This window comes from Streptomyces sp. NPDC053076 (genome assembly GCF_044546845.1).
In the GTDB taxonomy this organism is placed as follows: domain Bacteria; phylum Actinomycetota; class Actinomycetes; order Streptomycetales; family Streptomycetaceae; genus Streptomyces.
This window is the reverse complement of sequence record NZ_JBITZL010000001.1, coordinates 465077-480767: the sequence shown is the minus strand read 5'-3', so window position 1 is coordinate 480767 and position 15691 is coordinate 465077. Positions and strand designations below refer to the sequence as shown.

Genomic DNA, 15691 nt, shown 5'->3' with positions numbered 1-15691 from the left:
GGCCGGAAGCGCTACTGCACCCCGGCGTCCGCGCCGGCCGTGCGGCCCGCGGGCTGCGCGGGGCCGGGCTCGACGAAGCTGTACGGCGGCAGCGGGCCGTGGACCCGCAGTTCGAGGTGGGGGTGGCTCTTGCGCATCTGCTCGACGATGGCGAGGAAGTCCTCGGCCGTGTCCCGCGAGACCAGGAACGACACGTTCACCAGCCAGCCGGTGGACTCGGGGCCCACGCTGACCGCCGCGGCGGCCGGTGTCAGCAGGCTCTCCACCTCGCCGGCGTCCTCGGCCTCCTTGGCCTTGACGGCGGCGGCGACCATCTCGCCGAGGCGGATCTTGTCGTCGTAGCCGCCTCCGCCGGAGCGGCGGTTGGCCTCGGCGAGGGCACGCACGTCCGCGTTCTCGGCCATCACCAGATGCAGGACGGCCTCTTCGATGTGAGTGGCCTTGACGTTGTACTCGACCTTGCCGTCCAGCTCCCGCAGCCGCTCCGCGTAGTGTTCCGCCCGCTCGGTGAGCACCTGGGTGACGGCGTCGTCGTCGGGGGCGACGCTGCCGAAGCGCATGGGCAGCACGCAGCCGGCGGCGCCGGCCTCGGCGAGCACGTTCTGGTGGGCGAGCAGGTCCCTGCGCTTGGGGCGCAGATCCTCCGGGGCGTCACTGACCAGGGCGGTGAGATCACCGGCCGTGAGGACGCGCACCGTGCGGGCGGGCTCGCCCACGCCGGTCATGCCCTCGGGCAGCGCGGGATGCGACCGGGCGGTGATGCCGTAGACGTAGGTGCTCACTCCTGCTCCTCCTTCCGGCGCGCCGGAGCCTTGCGGGGCCGCGGCCGCGACTCGGTCTCCCCTTCGTCGCGGGCCTGGTTGAAGGCGTCGGATATGGTCTGCGCGGCGCCGGAGAGCGCGCCCTTGGACTTGCCGCGGGCGCCGGACTCAGTGACCTCACCGACGATCTCGGGCAGGCCCGGGCTCTTGTTCGGGCCGGACTCCAGGTCGAGTCGGTTGCACGCCTCGGCGAAGCGCAGATAGGTGTCGACGCTGGCCACGACGACGCGGACGTCGATCTTCAGGATCTCGATACCGACCAGGGAGACGCGGACGAACGCATCGATCACGAGCCCACGGTCCAGGACCAGCTCAAGTACGTCGTAGAGGCCGCTGCTGCCGCCTCCGCCTCCGGTCTGCTGTGCCGGAACAACAGTCATGCCGGCGATTCCTCCTCATGCGTAGTCGGTTCGGGTCTGCGGACGGGTCGCGGACGGTGACTCAGCGGCCACTGCGCGGATCCGCCCTGCCGCGTTCATAGCGGCGGGCGCGGCGGTAACCGGTCAGCTGGCCCTGCTGGTCCAGTTCGACCTGGTAGCTCGCCATCAGGCTCATGGTGTCGGGCACTCTCTCCAGTTCGAGGACCTCGACCTCCAACGCCCACCCGTCCTCCGTCTGCTCGAACGAAGACACCGACTCGGGTGCGAGACCGGTGAGTTCCGCGAGCTGGGCGCGCGCCTGGCGCAGTACGTCCATGGGGGCCGGACGGTCGTCGTCCACCGCGTTCCTGCCTGTCTTGCTCTGTGTCTCGTGGTTGCCCTGTGATTCCTGTGGCTCCTGGGAATCTTGTGATTCTCGTGAACCCTGTGACTGGGATGTGTTTTTTCCGTTCGACATGGCCACCTCTCCCCTGCGTGTGGCCGCCACACCGTTGGCCAAACCTCAGCAGCGGACCGCGTCTGACGGGAGCGCCGTCCTGCCTGGTCGAAGGGGGTACGTGCGTCAGCGACGCAGTGCCGCGAGGCGGCTCCGGGGGCGTGTGAGAGAGCGGCCACGACTGAACGCGCCGGCCAAGGGGTCGGTGCGTGCCTGGTCCACGGCGTCGGCGAGGGTCCAGCGACGGGCGTCCACGCCGGGATCGTCCACCTGTTCCCAGGTTAGGGGTACCGCGACGGGTGCGCCCGGGCGGGCACGGACGCTGTAAGGGGCGACGGCGGTCTGGGCGTAGCCGTTGCGCTGCACATCGAGGTACAGGCGGTCACCGCGGTCCCGCTTGCGGGCCGCGGTGGTGAGCCGGTCCGGGTGCCGTGCCGCGGCGAACTCGGCCACGTCATGGGCGAAGGCGCGTACCTCGTCGAAGTCGTGGCGGCCGTCGAGCGCGACGACGAGGTGCAGTCGCCGCGCAGGTGCGGCAGCAGATACGGCGCGACGGACCGGTAGTAGGCGGCGAGGTCGCCCTTGGTGTACTCCTTCACACCCTCACGGCCGGGGAAGAGCACCTTCCCCGGCCGCTGGATCTCCACGGTGCGACGGCCCGCCCGTACGGCACGCGCGTCGCCGTGGCTCATCGCACCACCGCCTCCTCGACCAGCAGGCGGGCCGCCGCCGCGATGCCGACGGCGTCGATGCCGGCCGCGTGCAGCTGCTCGTCGGGCGCGGCCGAGCCCGGCATGGCGCGCACCGCGAGCCGGACCAGGCGGGGCACCGGCCGGCCGTCGCCGAACGCCTCCGCGACGGCGTCCCCGAGGCCGCCCTCCGGATGGTGGTCCTCCACCGTGAGCAGGCAGCCGGTCTCCTCGGCCGCCCGGTACAGGGTCTCGGCGTCGACGGGCTTGACCGAATACAGATCGATCACCCGCACCTGGATGCCGTCCTCGGCGAGCCGGTCGGCCGCGGCCAGCGCCTCGGGCACGGTCACCCCGGCCGCGACGACCGTCAGCCGGTCGTCCTCGCCGGCCCGCAGCGTCTTGCTGCCGCCCACCGGGAACTCCTCGTCGGGGCCGTAGATCACCGGTGTCTTGCCGCGGGAGGTGCGCAGGTAGCGGATGCCGTCCAGGCCCGCCATGGCCGCGACCAGCCGGGCGGTCTGGTTGGCGTCGCACGGGTACAGCACCGTCGAGCCGTACAGGGAACGGAACATCGCCAGGTCCTCCAGGCCCATCTGGGAGGGCCCGTCCTGCCCGATCGCGACGCCTGCGTGCGAGCCGACCAGGTTGATTCCGGAGCCGCTGATGGCGGCCATGCGGACGAAGTCGTGGGCGCGGGTGAGGAACGCGGCGAAGGTGGAGGCGTACGGCATCCAGCCGCGCGCGGCCATGCCGACGGACGTGGCGACGAGCTGCTGCTCGGCGATGTAGCACTCGAAGAAGCGGTCGGGGTGGGCCTTGGCGAACTCCTCGGTACGGGTGGAGTCGCCGACCTCGCCGTCCAGGGCGACGACGTCACCGCGGGCGGTGCCGAGCGCGGCGAGGGCCTTGCCGAAGGCGTCCCTCGTCGCGGCCTCCTCGCCCCGGTCGTAGCGCGGGAGCTGGACGACCTCGGAGGTGAGCGAGCGCAGCGCGGCGGCGGCCTGCGGCTCGGAGACGCGCACCCGCAGATCGCGCTGTCCGCCGAGTTCGGCGATGGCCTCCTCGGCCTCGGGCAGCGGCTTGCCGTGCAGGCCCTCGCGGTCCTCGACGGAGGCCACGCCCTTGCCCTTCAGGGTGCGGGCGAGGATCACGGTGGGCTGTCCGGTGGTGGACAGCGCCTCGCCGTAGGCCCGGTCGATCTTGTCGACGTCATGGCCGTCGATCTCGATGGTGTGCCAGCCGAATGCCTGGAAGCGGCGGGCGTAGGCGTCCAGGTCGTGGCCGTGCCGGGTGGGGCCGCGCTGGCCGAGCCGGTTGACGTCCACGATGGCGATCAGGTTGTCCAGGTCCTCGTACCCGGCGTGTTCGGCGGCCTCCCACACCGAGCCCTCGGCCAGCTCGCTGTCGCCGCACAGCACCCACACCCGGTAGCCGGTGCGGTCCAGCCGCTTGCCGGCGAGGGCGATGCCGACGCCGACCGGCAGGCCCTGCCCCAGCGAGCCGGTGGCCGTCTCCACCCAGGGCAGCCGCCGGGGCGTCGGGTGGCCCTCCAGCCGGCTGCCGAGCTTGCGGAAGGTGACCAGTTCGCCGTCCTCGATCGCGCCGGCCGCCTTGTAGGCGGCGTACAGCAGCGGGGAGGCGTGTCCCTTGGACAGCACGAAGCGGTCGTTGGCCGGGTGGTCGGGGCGCTCGAAGTCGTACCGCAGATGGTTCGCGAGCAGGACGGCCAGCAGATCGGCGGCGGACATCGAGGACGTCGGGTGCCCGGACCCCGCGGCGGCTGACGCCCGGACGCTGTCCACGCGCAACTGCTGGCCCAGTTCGGCGAGTTCTTCGGTGTTCATGAGTCTCCTAGTCTCCTTGCGCTCGTTCGCGCTCAGTCGGGGGCGTCCGCGGGGTCGGGCGGGTCGGTACGCCTGACGGGACCGGGGGCCGGATGGTCCGGCCCGCTCGTGGCTGCCTCATCGCCGGGCTGCCGGTCAGCGGGCTCACCACCGGGCTGCCGGTCAGCGGGCTCACCGCCCGGCTTCTGGTTCCTCGCGGGCTCACCACCCCGCTGATTCCTTGCGGGCTCACCGCCCGGCTGGTTCCTGGCGGGCTCACCGCCCGGCTGGTTCTTCGCGGGCTCACCGCCCCGCTGGTCGTCCCGGTGCGTCTCGTGCGTCATGGGTTCCTCTCCCGCGTGAACGGCCGGCCGCTCGGGGCCGCCCGGTACCCGTGCCAGTTCCGGAGAGGCCGTGTCCAGCGGGACCGACCAGGCCCGTACGAGTCCCAACTGGACTCCCTGGCGCGGCAGTACGGCCTCCAGCAGCCAGTCGGCGGTGACCCGGATACGGTTGCCGGGCAGCGCGGCCAGGTGATAGCCGCGGGTGACCGCGCCCGCCGCCAGGCCGGACAGCGCCACACCGAACGGATTGGCGGCGGCCTGGACACCGCCCAGGTCGACGGCGAAACCGAGGTCGCGGTGGCGGTACGGGCGCCGGCGCCGGCCGAGGCCGAGCGAGGCGGCCACGTTCTCCCCGGCCACCCGCCCCTGCCGCCAGGCGTGCTGGGCCGTCATCGCCGTGAACTCTCCCGGACGTTCCAGGTCGGGCACGGCGGCGGCGTCCCCGCAGGCGAACACCTCGGACCGGCCCGGCAGTCGCAGGTACGGATCGACGATCAGCCGCCCGCGTTCCAACGGCTGCCCGACGTCCTCCACCAGTGGGTCGGGCCGTACGCCCACGCACCACACCAGGGTCCGGGACGCGATGAACTCCCCGTCGGTGAGCAGCACTCCGTCCCGGGTTGCCTCCCGCACGGACGTGCCCATCCGCACTTCCACGCCGCGCGACCGCAGCACCCGGTCCGCCGTGCGGGACAGCCGCGCGTCCAGCTCCGGCAGCACCCGTGATGCCAGGTCCAGCAGGATCCAGCGGGGGCGCGGACCGGCGGGCGGCATGTGCCGGCGGGCCAGCCGTTCGGTGAGCATCTGCAGTTGGGCGGCCACCTCCGTGCCCGTGTAACCGGCGCCCACCACCACGAAGGTGCAGCGGGCGGCGCGGCGCTTGGGGTCCACGTCGGCGGCGGCGAGTTCCACCTGCCGGGTCACGTGGTCACGCAGGTACAGCGCCTCGGGCAGTCCGCGGAAGCCGTGCGCGTGCTCGGCGACGCCGGGGACCGGCAGCAGCTTGTTGACACTGCCGACGGCCAGCACCAGCCGTTCATAGCCGAGGCTGCCGACACCGCCCTCGGGGTCGCTGTAATGGACGGTCTGTCCGTCCAGGTCGACGCCGTCCGCCTGGCCGAGCACCAGTCGCACCCCCCGCAACGTGCCGGGCAGCGACACGGTGACCCGGCGGGCCTCCAGGACGCCGGCGGCGACCTGGGGCAGCAGCGGCAGATACAGGAAATAGTCGGTCGGGTTGAGCAGCGCGATGTCGGCACGGCCGCGGGTGAGCCGGGCCAGGGTGCGGGCAGCCCGGTATCCGGCGAAACCGGCGCCGACGATCACGACGCGAGGTCGGCTCACAGTGCGCCTCCGGCGGTATGGCTCGTCCGAGGTCTTCCGCGTAACCGGGGGCGGGGCACCCAAACGCCGCGGCGGTCACCCGTACGCCGGTCCGAGCACCCGGACGCCACCCCGCCCGCGCCCGCCCCGCGCTGCCGGGGATCTGGTGGGCCCGGGTACAGGTCGGTGCCCCGGCCCGCTTCGTCGCGGGCCGAGGCAGTCCTGCTCGTCGCGGACCGGAGCCGTCTTTGCGGCGGCTCCTCCGTCAGGCCAGTCCGTCAGGCCAGGCCGGGCGGCTCCTCCGTCAGGCCCGGTGGTGCGGGGGGTCCGGGTCGATGTGCGGACGGGGCGGAGCGCCGGAGGGCATCGGCGGGTAGGGCAGGCCGAGGCCGCTCGGCGGGGCGCCGGGGGCGGTGCCGCCGGCCACGTGCTGCGGGGCGTGGGGTGCGTGGTGGCCGTGGCCCGGGCGGGCCGCGCCGCGCAGCAGGTAGGCCACGACCCCCAGCGCGGCCGCGGTGATCAGCGCCGCCGCCCAGCCCGGCAGGCCGATCGCCAGGGCCAGGCCCACGGCGAGCGCCACCGCGCCGCCGGCGTACAGGGCGGCGGCACCCGATGCGGCATAGAGCATGGCGGTGCGGCGCTGCTTGCGGGACTGCTCCCGCAGTTCGTCGCGTACCGTCTCGCGTGCCACCTGTGCCAGCTCTTCGACTAGGTGCTTGTCCAGATGTTCCAGGTGATCAAAACGGTCCATACCATGCGGGTACCCGCCCATCACAGCGGGTAACGCAGGCGCCTGCGCGCTCCGCGCCGCCCCAACTAGGCTCGGCCGCATGGAGATTCTGGGCGCCTCGCTGCGCATCTGCGTCGACGACCTCGAAACCGCGATCCCCTTCTACGAACGCCTCTCGGGCGGCAGCGCGCTGCGCTTCCAGCGTGGTGGCGTGCAGGTGGCCGCGGTCGGCTCCTTCCTCCTGATGAGCGGCCCGGAGTCGGAGCTGGAGATCCTGCGCAAGGTGACGGCGACAATCGCCGTCAAGGATGTCGACGAGGCCCACCGGCTGCTGACCGAGCTGGGCGCCCGGGTCGTCGCGGGGCCGGTGCCGACGCCGGTGGGCCGCAATCTGCTGGCGGTCCACCCGGACGGGTCGGTGTTCGAGTACGTGGACCAGCGCGGCACCTGAGCCGATCAGCCGCTGTCCGGCCGCATCCGGAAGTCGTAGCGGCCCGGCAGCGGCTCGTCGGTGAGGCGGGCCCACAGCCGGCCGATGTCGTCGGCGCCCTCCCTCAGGTCGGCCACCTCGAAGCCGGCGTCGAAGACGGCCCGCGCCTCGGCGTACCGGCCCTCCGCGAGGAGCAGCTCGGCGAGCAGCAGCCGGAACCGGCCCCGCCGGCGGACGGCGGCGGGCAGCCGCCGCCACACCGCGCGCGCGTCCCCGGCCCGCCGGACCCGGAGCAGCGCCTCGAGGGTCTCCCGGCCGAGCGCGGCCAGGGCGGCCGTCCAGGTCTCGCCGTCGTGCCTCTCCCGGCACAGGCCGCCGAAAGCGTCCGCGAACCTTTCGGCGGCCCGCTCGTGGTGGCCGGCCTCCTGGTCGGCGACGGCCAGACAGCGCAGCGGCGGCCAGGACCCGGGTGCGCGGCGCAGCGCGCGTTCCCAGCTGCGGACGGCCTGTGCGCGGTCGCCGGCGTGCCACTGGGCGACGCCGAGGTGGTACTCGGTGTGCGCGGTGGCGGGGGCGGTCTCCAGCAGGTCCCGCCAGGGCGGGGCGACGAGCGTCGGGCCGGGCGGGCGGCCCGGGTCCGGTGCCGGCAGGGATCCGGTGCGCAGCAGGTGCCGCCAGGGCTCCTGGGCGTCGCCGAGGGTGGACTCGGGGAACGGCGTACCGGGCAGGTCGAGGCCGGCGCGGAGCACTTCGAGCGCGCCCCAGCCGGAGCCGGCGGCGAGCGTCGTGCCGGGTTGGGCGTCGGCGTACGGCCGCCATGCCGCGTACGCCCGGTCGACGTGGTCACGCGGCAGGACGGCCGCCAGCCGCTCCTCCGCCGCCCCGACGACGTCCGCCCACTCCCCCGCGGCCGGGGTGTCGAACGGCCCGTACGCCTCCAGCCAGGAGACCTCGCCTCGTGCCGCCAGCGGGACGTGTTCGAGCTGGGTGCGGGCGAGCCCGGCCTGGATCTCGCAGTAGCCGCCGGTGCCGGGGGCGGTCAGCCCCTCCTGCCAGCGCCGTCCGCCGGGGCCGCTGCCCCAGACGAAGAGCTTGCGGCCGCGCAGCACGTCGGTGGAGGTCTGCACCAGCCCGTGTCCGTCGGCGTCCAGAGCGGCGATCCAGCGGCGGCGGCCGTCGGGGATCTCGTAGAACCAGTCGGCGGCGTACGGGCTGTTGAGGGGGTGGGTGCGGTCGATGCCGTCGTACGAGGGGACGGGCACCCGGCGCAGTCGGCTCTCGTGGCCGCTGGGGCCGCCTGCCGCGCCGTTCGGGCAGTGCGGGAGCCATGCCTCCTCGGCGGGGGCGAGGATCCGGCGGTCCTCGGGCACGGCGATGTTGGACCACCAGTACAGGGGCACGGGCCGCTCGTGCGGATTGCGGATCCGTACGCCGACGTAGAGGAAGTCGGAACCCTCCGGCAGCCACAGGTCGACCTGGAAGGGCACGTCGCGCAGCCGCTCCCACTCCCACAGCCGCAGCATCTCCTCCCCGCCGCCCGGACGGCGGGGGCGGTGCCCCCATCCGTCCGGGGCGGGGACGACGGCGGCGTGCAGGGGGGCACAGGAGAGGGTGGTGTGGCCGGTGGCGCCGATGTTCCATTCGAGGCCGCCGGAGAACCAGGCACCGTTGAGGGCGAAGTCGGCGGGCTGGAACACCGGGTTGCGGTAGAGCAGTTCGCGTCCCGTGGGCAGGTGGACCAGGGAGGCGATCCGGCCGCCGAGTCCGGGCAGGACGGTGGCGCGCAACCGGTCGTTCTCGATCACCAGCGCGTTGAGGCGGTGCGGCCGACGGCTTCTGCCGTATCCGTCCCGGATCCGCACGGGCAGCAGGCTCCGCAGCGGCGCGTGGCCGAGCCGGCGGGCCATGTCCCCGGGCAGGTCCGCCCGTTCCCGGTCGTCGATGCGGTGGACGTTGTCGAGCAGGCGCAGCGCGGGCAGCGGGTTGTCGGCCCCCAGCTGTGCGGCGGGCAGGGTCAGCACCTCACGTCGGATCCTCGTCACGATGACCAGGGAACCCGGCGAGGCGGCACTCGGCCAGGGGCGCTGCCGGTCAGGATTGCGCAAAGGCGTCCAGGGCCGGACCGGCCGCCGTCGCGGGTGTGTCGAGGCGCCCGTGTACGGATCTCCGCCGGGGGCGAAGGGATCAGTGGCCGGGCCGCATCTCCGTGGTGATGGCCCAGCGTTCGTGGTCGCGCCAGGCGCCGTCCACGTAGATCATCTTCGGGGAGAGGCCCTCCAGGCGGAACCCGGCGCCCCGGGCGAGGGCGATGGAGGCGGTGTTCCCGGGCTGCGCGTTGATCTCCAGCCGGTGCAGGCCGAGCGGCCCGAACGCGTACCCGATCACCAGTTCCATGCCTTCGCGCATCAGGCCCCGTCCGGCCGCGTGCGCGAAGACGCCGTAGCCGAGGGCGCCGCTCTGGAAGCCGCCCCGCACGATGTTGTTGATGTTGATGAAGCCGGCGATGTCCCCGCTGTCCTTCTCGCACACCAGGAAACCGGCCCGGGCCGGGTCCTCGATCAGCCGCCCGGCGTAGTCGGCGTACGCCTTGTCGCTGTCCGGCGGGAACAGCCAGGGCCGGTGCAGGTCCTTGCTCTCCCCGGCCCGCGCGGTGAACTCGGGACCGTCTTCGAGCCGGAACGGGCGGATGGCCACGCGGGGGCCGACGGCGACGTACAGGGACGGAGGGTGCGGCATCCGGCCAGCCTACGGCGTTCCGGCCCGGGGCGCCGCGCCGGTCACGTCCCGCCGGGCCGCGCGTCAGCGCAGGGCCGGCTCGTCCAGCGTCACCGTGCCCGCGTCCGCGTCCAGTTCGGCCGCCACCCCGAACGGGATCGTCAACGCCCCTGCGCAGTGCCCGAATCCGACCTGCTCCGCGACCGGAACCCCGAGTCCGCCGAGCCGGTCGGCCAGCATGGGCCGCAGCTCGGCGTAGTCCGCGCAGTCCTCCCACGAGCCGAGGAGCACCCCGCGCACCCCGTCCAGCCAGCCGGAGCGCCGGAGTTGGGTGAGGTACCGGTCCAGCCGGTAGGTCTCCTCACCCACGTCCTCCAGACAGAGCAGTCCGCCGCGTGCCGAGGGCCGGGCGTGCGGGGTGCCGCGTTCCGCGGCGAGCAGGCACAGACAGCCGCCGAGGGTGACGCCGCGGGCCCGGCCGGGCACGAGCGCCCGGCCGCCGGTGGCGATGGTACGGGCCGTCTCGGGGGCGAAGAGCGTGGCCCGCAGATGCTCCTGGGCCCGCGCGTTCTTGATGAAGTCGATGCCGGCCGCCATCGGCCCGTAGAGCGTGGCCAGCCCCAGGCGGGTGGCGATGGCCTCGTGCAGGACGGTGAGGTCGCTGAACCCGACGAAGAGCTTGGGCCCGGCCGCCCGCAGCGCCTCCCAGTCGAGCAGGTCGATCATGCGCTGCACGCCGTACCCGCCGCGGGCGCACAGCACCGCGTCCACGGCCGGGTCGCACCAGGCGCGCTGGAAGTCGGCGGCGCGGTCGGCGTCCGTGCCGGCCAGGTAGCCGAACTCGGTGTGCCGGTCCAGGACATGGGTTCCGGCCACCGGGTCGAGGTCCCAGCCGCGCAGTACGTCGAGCCCCGCCTGGAGCCGCTCCTCGGGCACCGGCCCGCTGGTGGCGACGACGGCCACCCGGGCGCCGGGGGCCAGTCGGCGTGGCCGTACGAGTTCCTTCACGGGGTCAGTTCCACCTTCGGTGTCCGCGGCGCCGGGTCGATCCCGAACACCTGGGCGTACAGGGAGAGTTCGGCTTCCAGGGCGCGCACCATGGTCTCGGCCCGCCGGAATCCGTGCCCCTCGCCCTCGAACGTGAGGTAGGCGTGCGGCACGCCTCGGCCGGCGATCCGGGCGAGGAAGCGCTCGCACTGGGCGGGCGGGCAGATCACGTCGTCCAGTCCCTGGAGCAGCAGGAAGGGCACGTCGAGCCGGTCGGCGTGCGCGGTCGGGGAGCGTTCGGCGTACCGGGCGGGCACCTCGGCGAGCGGGCCGATCAGCGACTCCAGATAGCGGGACTCGAAGTCGTGGGTCTCCCCCGGGCCCCAGGTGGCGAGGTCGAGCACCGGGTAGACGATGGTGCCGCAGGCGTAGACGTCGGTCGTGGTCAGCGAGACGGCGGCGGTCCAGCCGCCCGCGCTGCCGCCCCGGACGGCCAGCCGGGCCGGGTCGGCGGTGCCCTCGTCGGCGAGGGCACGGGCGACGGCCGCGCAGTCCTCGACGTCGACCACGCCCCACTGCTCGCGCAGCCGCTCGCGGTAGGCCCGGCCGTAGCCGGTGGAGCCGCCGTAGTTCACCTCGGCGACCCCGATGCCCCGCGAGGTGAAGTAGGCGATCGCCAGGTCCAGGACGAGCGGCACCCGGCTGGTGGGCCCGCCGTGCGCCCAGATCACGTACGGCGGCAGCTCGCCGTCGGGCGCGGCGTGTCCGGGGTGGTGCGGCGGATAGACATGGGCGTGCACCTCGCGGCCGTCCGGGCCGCAGAAGGTGCGGATCTGCGGCTCCGGGTAGTAGGCGGGATCCACCGGGTCCCGGTGCCGGGCGCCGATCACGCGGGCGCGGCCGGTGGCGGTGTCCAGCTCGACCACCTCGTACGCGGTGCGCGGGCTGGCGCCGACCGCGACGACGCGTGCGCCGTGAGCGGCGAGGGAGGCGGTGACTTCCGTCCACGGGCCGGCGGCGTCGACGATCTCGCCGGACTCCGGGTCGAGTATCCCGAGCACGGCCGGCCCGCGACCGTGCACGACCGCCAGCAGGCCGTTGCCCAGCGGCGCGAACCAGCGCAGCCCGAGCTGCCAGAGCGGACCGGCGAACTCCTCCTCCCGCGGGCACAGCGGGGTGCCGTCGCGGTAGAGGTTCCACCAGCCGCTGCGGTCGCTCGCGTACAGAAGACTGCCGTCCGCCCCCCACTCGACCTGGGCGACGGCCTCGTCCGGTCCGCCGGCGACCGTCCGCGCCCCCGCCAGCCGGCCGTCGTCGCCGACCTCGGCGACCATCAGCTCCGTCCCGTCCCACGGCATCCGCGGATGGTCCCAGCCCAGCCAGGCGGCCCGCCGGCCGTCGGGCGACAGCCGGGCGCCGGTGACGAACCGGTGCCGGGCCCCGATGAGTTCCCGCACGGCACCCCGGTCGTCGGCGGCCGACCCGTCCAGCGGCACCGCGGCCAGGACCCGCCGTACGTCGTCGGGGCCGTCCCCGGTGAACTCCTCCAGCACGCACCACACTTCGCCGCGGGCGAGGTCCACCCGGGGCTCCGCCCAGCGCAGACCGCGGCGCACCGGGGACACCGGGGTGAGCGGCCGGGGCTCACCGCCGGGCTCGTACCGGTAGAGCCGCTGGTCGGCGAAGTTCACGAAGACGACGAGGGGCCGGCCGTCGTGGCTCACTCCGCTCCAGGGCCGGCCGCCGTACTCGATGACCCGGCTGCGCACGTTCCAGGGCGCGGGCAGCACCGACTCCTCGCCGCCGTCGGTCCACCGCCGCACCAGGGCCCGCCGGCCGCCCTCGGCCGGCCGGGGCTCGGTCCACCAGATCTCGTCGCCGACGAAATCCACCCACTCCGGCCGTCCGTCGTGCGCGGCGGCGAGCGCCGCGTCGATGGGCGACGGCCACGATCCGTACGGCGCTCGTCGCATCTCGTCCCTCACTGTCTAGGCCGTCCGCAGGAAGCGGTCCAGGACTCGGACCCCGAAGTGCAGCGCCTCCACGGGCACGCGCTCGTCCACGCCGTGGAACAGCGCCTGGTAGTCGAGGTCGGCGGGCAGCTTCAGCGGTGAGAACCCGTAGCCGGTGATGCCGAGCCGGGAGAACTGCTTGGCGTCCGTGCCGCCCGGCATGCAGTACGGCACCACATGGCCGCCGGGTGCGAACTCCTCCACCGCGGAGCGCATCCGGGCGAACAGCGGCGCGTCCACCGGCGCCTGGAGGGCCACTTCCCGGTGCGCGAACTCCCAGCGCACCTCCGGCCCCGTCAGCTCATCCAGCGTGGCGGCGAACTCCTCCTCGGTGCCGGCCAGGAAGCGCCCGTCCACGTGGGCGACCGCCTCGCCGGGAATGACGTTGACCTTGTAACCGGCGTTCAGCATGGTCGGGTTGGCGCTGTTGCGGACGGTCGCCTCGACCAGCCGGGCGGCCGGGCCGAGCTTCTCCAGCAGCGTGTCCACGTCGGCGGAGCCGGCCTCGATGCCGTACAGGGTGGCGAGGGCGTCGAGGGCGGCCTGGACGGTCGGGGTGAGGCGGAGCGGCCACTGGTGCTCGCCGATGCGGGTGACGGCGGCGGCGAGCCGGGTGACCGCGTTGTCCCTGTTCACCTTGGAGCCGTGCCCGGCCCGGCCGCGTGCGCTGAGCCTCAGCCAGGCGGTGCCCCGCTCTCCCGCCGCGATCGGGTAGATCTCGCGGCCGGAGCCGTCGTGGAAGGTGAAGGCCCCGGACTCGCTGATGCCTTCCGTGCAGCCCTCGAAGAGTTCGGGGTGCCGGTCGGCGAGGAATCCGGAGCCGTCCTCGGCGCTGGCCTCCTCGTCCGCGGTGAACGCGACGACGAGGTCGCGGCGGGGCCGCAGGCCCTGCCGGGCCCAGGACCGGATCACCGCGAGGATCATCGCGTCCATGTTCTTCATGTCGACGGCGCCGCGGCCCCACACCACGCCGTCCCGGACCTCCCCGGAGAACGGGTGCACGCGCCAGTCGGCGGCCTCGGCCGGCACCACGTCGAGGTGGCCGTGGACCAGCAGCGCGTCGGCGGACGGGTCGGTGCCCGCGATCCGGACCACGACGTTGGTGCGGCCCTGGGTGCGTTCCAGCAGCAGGGGTTCCAGGCCCGCGCCGGCCAGCTGTGCGGCCGCGTACTCGGCGGCGGGCCGCTCCCGGCAGTCGCCACCACCCCGGTTGGTGGTGTCGATGCGGATCAGGCCGGAGGTGAACTCCACCACCTCGTCCAGGGCCAGCTGGTCAGCCATACTGCTCCTCCACGGCGGCAGAGACGATCGTGGTGACCGCCTTGAACGTCCTGATCCCCTCGTACATGGTGGCACTCGTGTACGCCACCTTCCGCTCGCCGATCCGGGCCACGCCGGGGACGACGGTGGCGGCCTGCGCCAGATGCTCGGCGTCGAACTCGACGGCGACCGTGAACGGCCCGCCGCGCACCGGCTCGTGACGGACCGCCAGCTGTGCGGCCTCCTTGGCCGCGGCACGGATGTCGGCCGCGGTGCGGGCCGGGGTCCGGCACACGGCCGCGTAGCGCGACACATGGTCCTTGACCGCGACCTTCAGCGCCTCCGGCGCGTAGCCGAGGGCGTCCTCGCAGGCCACGTCGTCGCCGGTGACGAGGACGACGGGGACGCCGTACTCGGCGACGACGTGGGCGTTGAGCAGACCCTCGCTGGCGCGGACGTCGTCCAGCCACACCCCGGTGATCTGGTTGGCCAGATAGGTGTGGGCGAGGACGCCCTCCGTCCCGGCGCCCGCGTGATAGCCGACGAACGCGATGCCGTCGACGTCACCGTGCTGGACGCCCTCCACCATGGACAGCGTCTTGTGCCGGCCGGTGAGCATCTCCACCCGCTCGTCGAGCCGTTCCAGGAGCAGGTTGCGCATGGTCCAGTGCGCCTCGTTGACGAGCACCTGGTCGGCGCCGCCGTCGAAGAAGCCCTCCACGGCGGCGTTCACGTCCGAGGTGAACATCGACCGGCACCGCTCCCACTGCGGCGTCCCCGGCAGCACGTCGGCGGGCCAGGTGACGCCCGTGGCACCCTCCATGTCGGCACTGATGAGGATCTTCATGCTGCGTCACGTTACGCGCCGAGCGGCGGCCAGGCTACGACCCCGCCGCGCCCGGTCCGCGCCGGCGCGGATGGTCCGCCCCGGCGCGGGCCGCCGGGCGCGGTCAGGCCCCCGCGAGGACGAACCAGCGGGCCGGCAGCTCGATGCGTGTGCCGTCCGGGAGGTACTCGGTCTGCGGCAGGGTCGTCGCGCCGTCGGCCAGGACGGTGAGACCGGCCCCGGCGAGCAGGCGCGGGATCTCTCCGTCGGGGGCGTCGGCGGGCTTGAGCCCGTGGTGGAAGACGCGCTGGAGCTTGGGCCCGGGGCCGCCCGGCGCGGTCGCGGCACGCTGGAGGACGTCCCGGGAGCCGGAGGTGAGCTCGACCACGAAGGCCCGGCCCCGGCCGCCGATGATCTCGGCGACGGCGGCGGCCACCGCGGGGCGCGCCTCGGGTTCGCTCTGGTGGATGACGGCCCGCATGTAGACGTTGGCGTCGCCGAGCCGTTCGTGCAGGGCGCGTACGGCGTCGGTGTCGGTGAGGTCGAGCTGCTGGAACTCGACGGGGGCGCCGTTGGCGGCACGGCGGGCGTGCTCGACGGCCGCGAGCGAGAGGTCGACGCCGACGGCGCGGGCGAACCGGGTGGCCAGGTAACGGGTCTGGGTGCCGTTGCCGCAGCCGAGGTCGACGATCGTGCGGTCCGGGTCGGCGTAGGGCAGGAGCAGTTCGCTGTGCGGTGCGGCGCTGAGGGAGGGGTCCGAGTCCCATATCGCCTCGCCCCGCCCGTCCGGGGTCTGCCCCCAGTAACTCTCCCAGTTGTTGCGGTACTTGTCCGAGACGTTCATGCGATCTCCCCACGGTTCGGCTCCGTGATCGGAATATCGCGCGGGCCTGTGGCGAGGCAAGAGCCGTG

At 73.9% G+C, this 15691-nt stretch carries 14 protein-coding genes and 1 pseudogene; 1 reads left to right on the top strand and 14 read right to left on the bottom strand.

What is annotated here, in order from left to right; genetic code table 11:
* Positions 1-11: 11 nt before the first annotated feature.
* The 7 genes and pseudogenes from ACIGYR_RS02040 to ACIGYR_RS02010 form a co-directional block, all read right to left on the bottom strand.
* Positions 12-782 carry a GvpL/GvpF family gas vesicle protein gene (locus ACIGYR_RS02040; protein WP_391841764.1) on the bottom strand — a complete coding sequence of 257 codons (771 nt, stop codon included), beginning with the start codon at positions 780-782 and terminating at the stop codon, positions 12-14.
* Complete coding sequence (locus ACIGYR_RS02035; RefSeq protein WP_391841762.1) at positions 779-1201, bottom strand: gas vesicle structural protein GvpA; 423 nt, start codon at positions 1199-1201, stop codon at positions 779-781. The genes ACIGYR_RS02040 and ACIGYR_RS02035 overlap by 4 nt, the downstream gene beginning before the upstream one ends.
* 61 nt (positions 1202-1262) lie before the next feature.
* Positions 1263-1658 (bottom strand): gas vesicle protein, encoded by a 396-nt coding sequence (locus ACIGYR_RS02030; protein ID WP_399604420.1) that lies wholly within the window; start codon positions 1656-1658, stop codon positions 1263-1265.
* Between the two features lie 105 nt (positions 1659-1763).
* Positions 1764-2329 (bottom strand): annotated as a pseudogene (locus ACIGYR_RS02025) (hypothetical protein).
* Complete coding sequence (locus ACIGYR_RS02020; RefSeq protein WP_399604423.1) at positions 2326-4173, bottom strand: transketolase; 1848 nt, start codon at positions 4171-4173, stop codon at positions 2326-2328. Before ACIGYR_RS02020 ends, ACIGYR_RS02025 begins: the two are co-directional and overlap by 4 nt.
* 32 nt (positions 4174-4205) lie before the next feature.
* Entirely contained in the window at positions 4206-5840 is a 1635-nt protein-coding gene (locus ACIGYR_RS02015; RefSeq protein WP_399604426.1) for an FAD-dependent oxidoreductase, read from the bottom strand.
* Between the two features lie 283 nt (positions 5841-6123).
* Positions 6124-6570, bottom strand: a complete 447-nt coding sequence (locus ACIGYR_RS02010; RefSeq protein WP_391841754.1) for a phage holin family protein — start codon at positions 6568-6570, stop codon at positions 6124-6126.
* Positions 6571-6649: 79 nt separating this feature from the next.
* On the opposite strand from ACIGYR_RS02010, the gene ACIGYR_RS02005 reads away from it, so the two are divergent.
* Positions 6650-7000 carry a VOC family protein gene (locus tag ACIGYR_RS02005; RefSeq protein WP_399604429.1) on the top strand — a complete coding sequence of 117 codons (351 nt, stop codon included), beginning with the start codon at positions 6650-6652 and terminating at the stop codon, positions 6998-7000.
* A gap of 5 nt (positions 7001-7005) precedes the next feature.
* On the opposite strand, the gene ACIGYR_RS02000 is transcribed toward ACIGYR_RS02005, so the two are convergent.
* The 7 genes from ACIGYR_RS02000 to ACIGYR_RS01970 all read right to left on the bottom strand — a co-directional run bounded on the left by ACIGYR_RS02000 (position 7006) and on the right by ACIGYR_RS01970 (position 15623).
* On the bottom strand, positions 7006-9030 hold the full coding sequence (locus ACIGYR_RS02000; RefSeq protein ID WP_399604770.1) for a DUF5107 domain-containing protein: 2025 nt from the start codon (positions 9028-9030) through the stop codon (positions 7006-7008).
* A gap of 133 nt (positions 9031-9163) precedes the next feature.
* Positions 9164-9715, bottom strand: coding sequence for a GNAT family N-acetyltransferase (locus ACIGYR_RS01995; protein ID WP_391841750.1), 552 nt, complete (start codon positions 9713-9715; stop codon positions 9164-9166).
* A gap of 63 nt (positions 9716-9778) precedes the next feature.
* Entirely contained in the window at positions 9779-10702 is a 924-nt protein-coding gene (locus ACIGYR_RS01990; protein WP_391841748.1) for an LD-carboxypeptidase, read from the bottom strand.
* Positions 10699-12654 carry a prolyl oligopeptidase family serine peptidase gene (locus ACIGYR_RS01985; RefSeq protein WP_399604434.1) on the bottom strand — a complete coding sequence of 652 codons (1956 nt, stop codon included), beginning with the start codon at positions 12652-12654 and terminating at the stop codon, positions 10699-10701. The genes ACIGYR_RS01990 and ACIGYR_RS01985 overlap by 4 nt, the downstream gene beginning before the upstream one ends.
* Before the next feature lie 15 nt (positions 12655-12669).
* The gene (locus ACIGYR_RS01980; RefSeq protein ID WP_399604437.1) at positions 12670-13974 is read right to left on the bottom strand and encodes a M20/M25/M40 family metallo-hydrolase; all 1305 of its coding nucleotides are present in this window, start codon (positions 13972-13974) and stop codon (positions 12670-12672) included.
* Positions 13967-14800, bottom strand: a complete 834-nt coding sequence (locus ACIGYR_RS01975; protein WP_391841742.1) for a M55 family metallopeptidase — start codon at positions 14798-14800, stop codon at positions 13967-13969. Before ACIGYR_RS01975 ends, ACIGYR_RS01980 begins: the two co-directional genes overlap by 8 nt.
* A gap of 103 nt (positions 14801-14903) precedes the next feature.
* Complete coding sequence (locus ACIGYR_RS01970; protein ID WP_391841741.1) at positions 14904-15623, bottom strand: class I SAM-dependent methyltransferase; 720 nt, start codon at positions 15621-15623, stop codon at positions 14904-14906.
* Positions 15624-15691 lie beyond the last annotated feature (68 nt).

Coding starts and splice junctions, on each gene's coding strand:
- ACIGYR_RS02035 (WP_391841762.1), bottom strand. CDS start 1,201: ATGACTGTTGTTCCGGCACAGCAGACCGGAGGCGGAGGCGGCAGCAGC.
- ACIGYR_RS02030 (WP_399604420.1), bottom strand. CDS start 1,658: ATGTCGAACGGAAAAAACACATCCCAGTCACAGGGTTCACGAGAATCA.
- ACIGYR_RS02020 (WP_399604423.1), bottom strand. CDS start 4,173: ATGAACACCGAAGAACTCGCCGAACTGGGCCAGCAGTTGCGCGTGGAC.
- ACIGYR_RS02010 (WP_391841754.1), bottom strand. CDS start 6,570: ATGGACCGTTTTGATCACCTGGAACATCTGGACAAGCACCTAGTCGAA.
- ACIGYR_RS02005 (WP_399604429.1), top strand. CDS start 6,650: ATGGAGATTCTGGGCGCCTCGCTGCGCATCTGCGTCGACGACCTCGAA.
- ACIGYR_RS01995 (WP_391841750.1), bottom strand. CDS start 9,715: ATGCCGCACCCTCCGTCCCTGTACGTCGCCGTCGGCCCCCGCGTGGCC.
- ACIGYR_RS01985 (WP_399604434.1), bottom strand. CDS start 12,654: ATGCGACGAGCGCCGTACGGATCGTGGCCGTCGCCCATCGACGCGGCG.
- ACIGYR_RS01980 (WP_399604437.1), bottom strand. CDS start 13,974: ATGGCTGACCAGCTGGCCCTGGACGAGGTGGTGGAGTTCACCTCCGGC.
- ACIGYR_RS01975 (WP_391841742.1), bottom strand. CDS start 14,800: ATGAAGATCCTCATCAGTGCCGACATGGAGGGTGCCACGGGCGTCACC.
- ACIGYR_RS01970 (WP_391841741.1), bottom strand. CDS start 15,623: ATGAACGTCTCGGACAAGTACCGCAACAACTGGGAGAGTTACTGGGGG.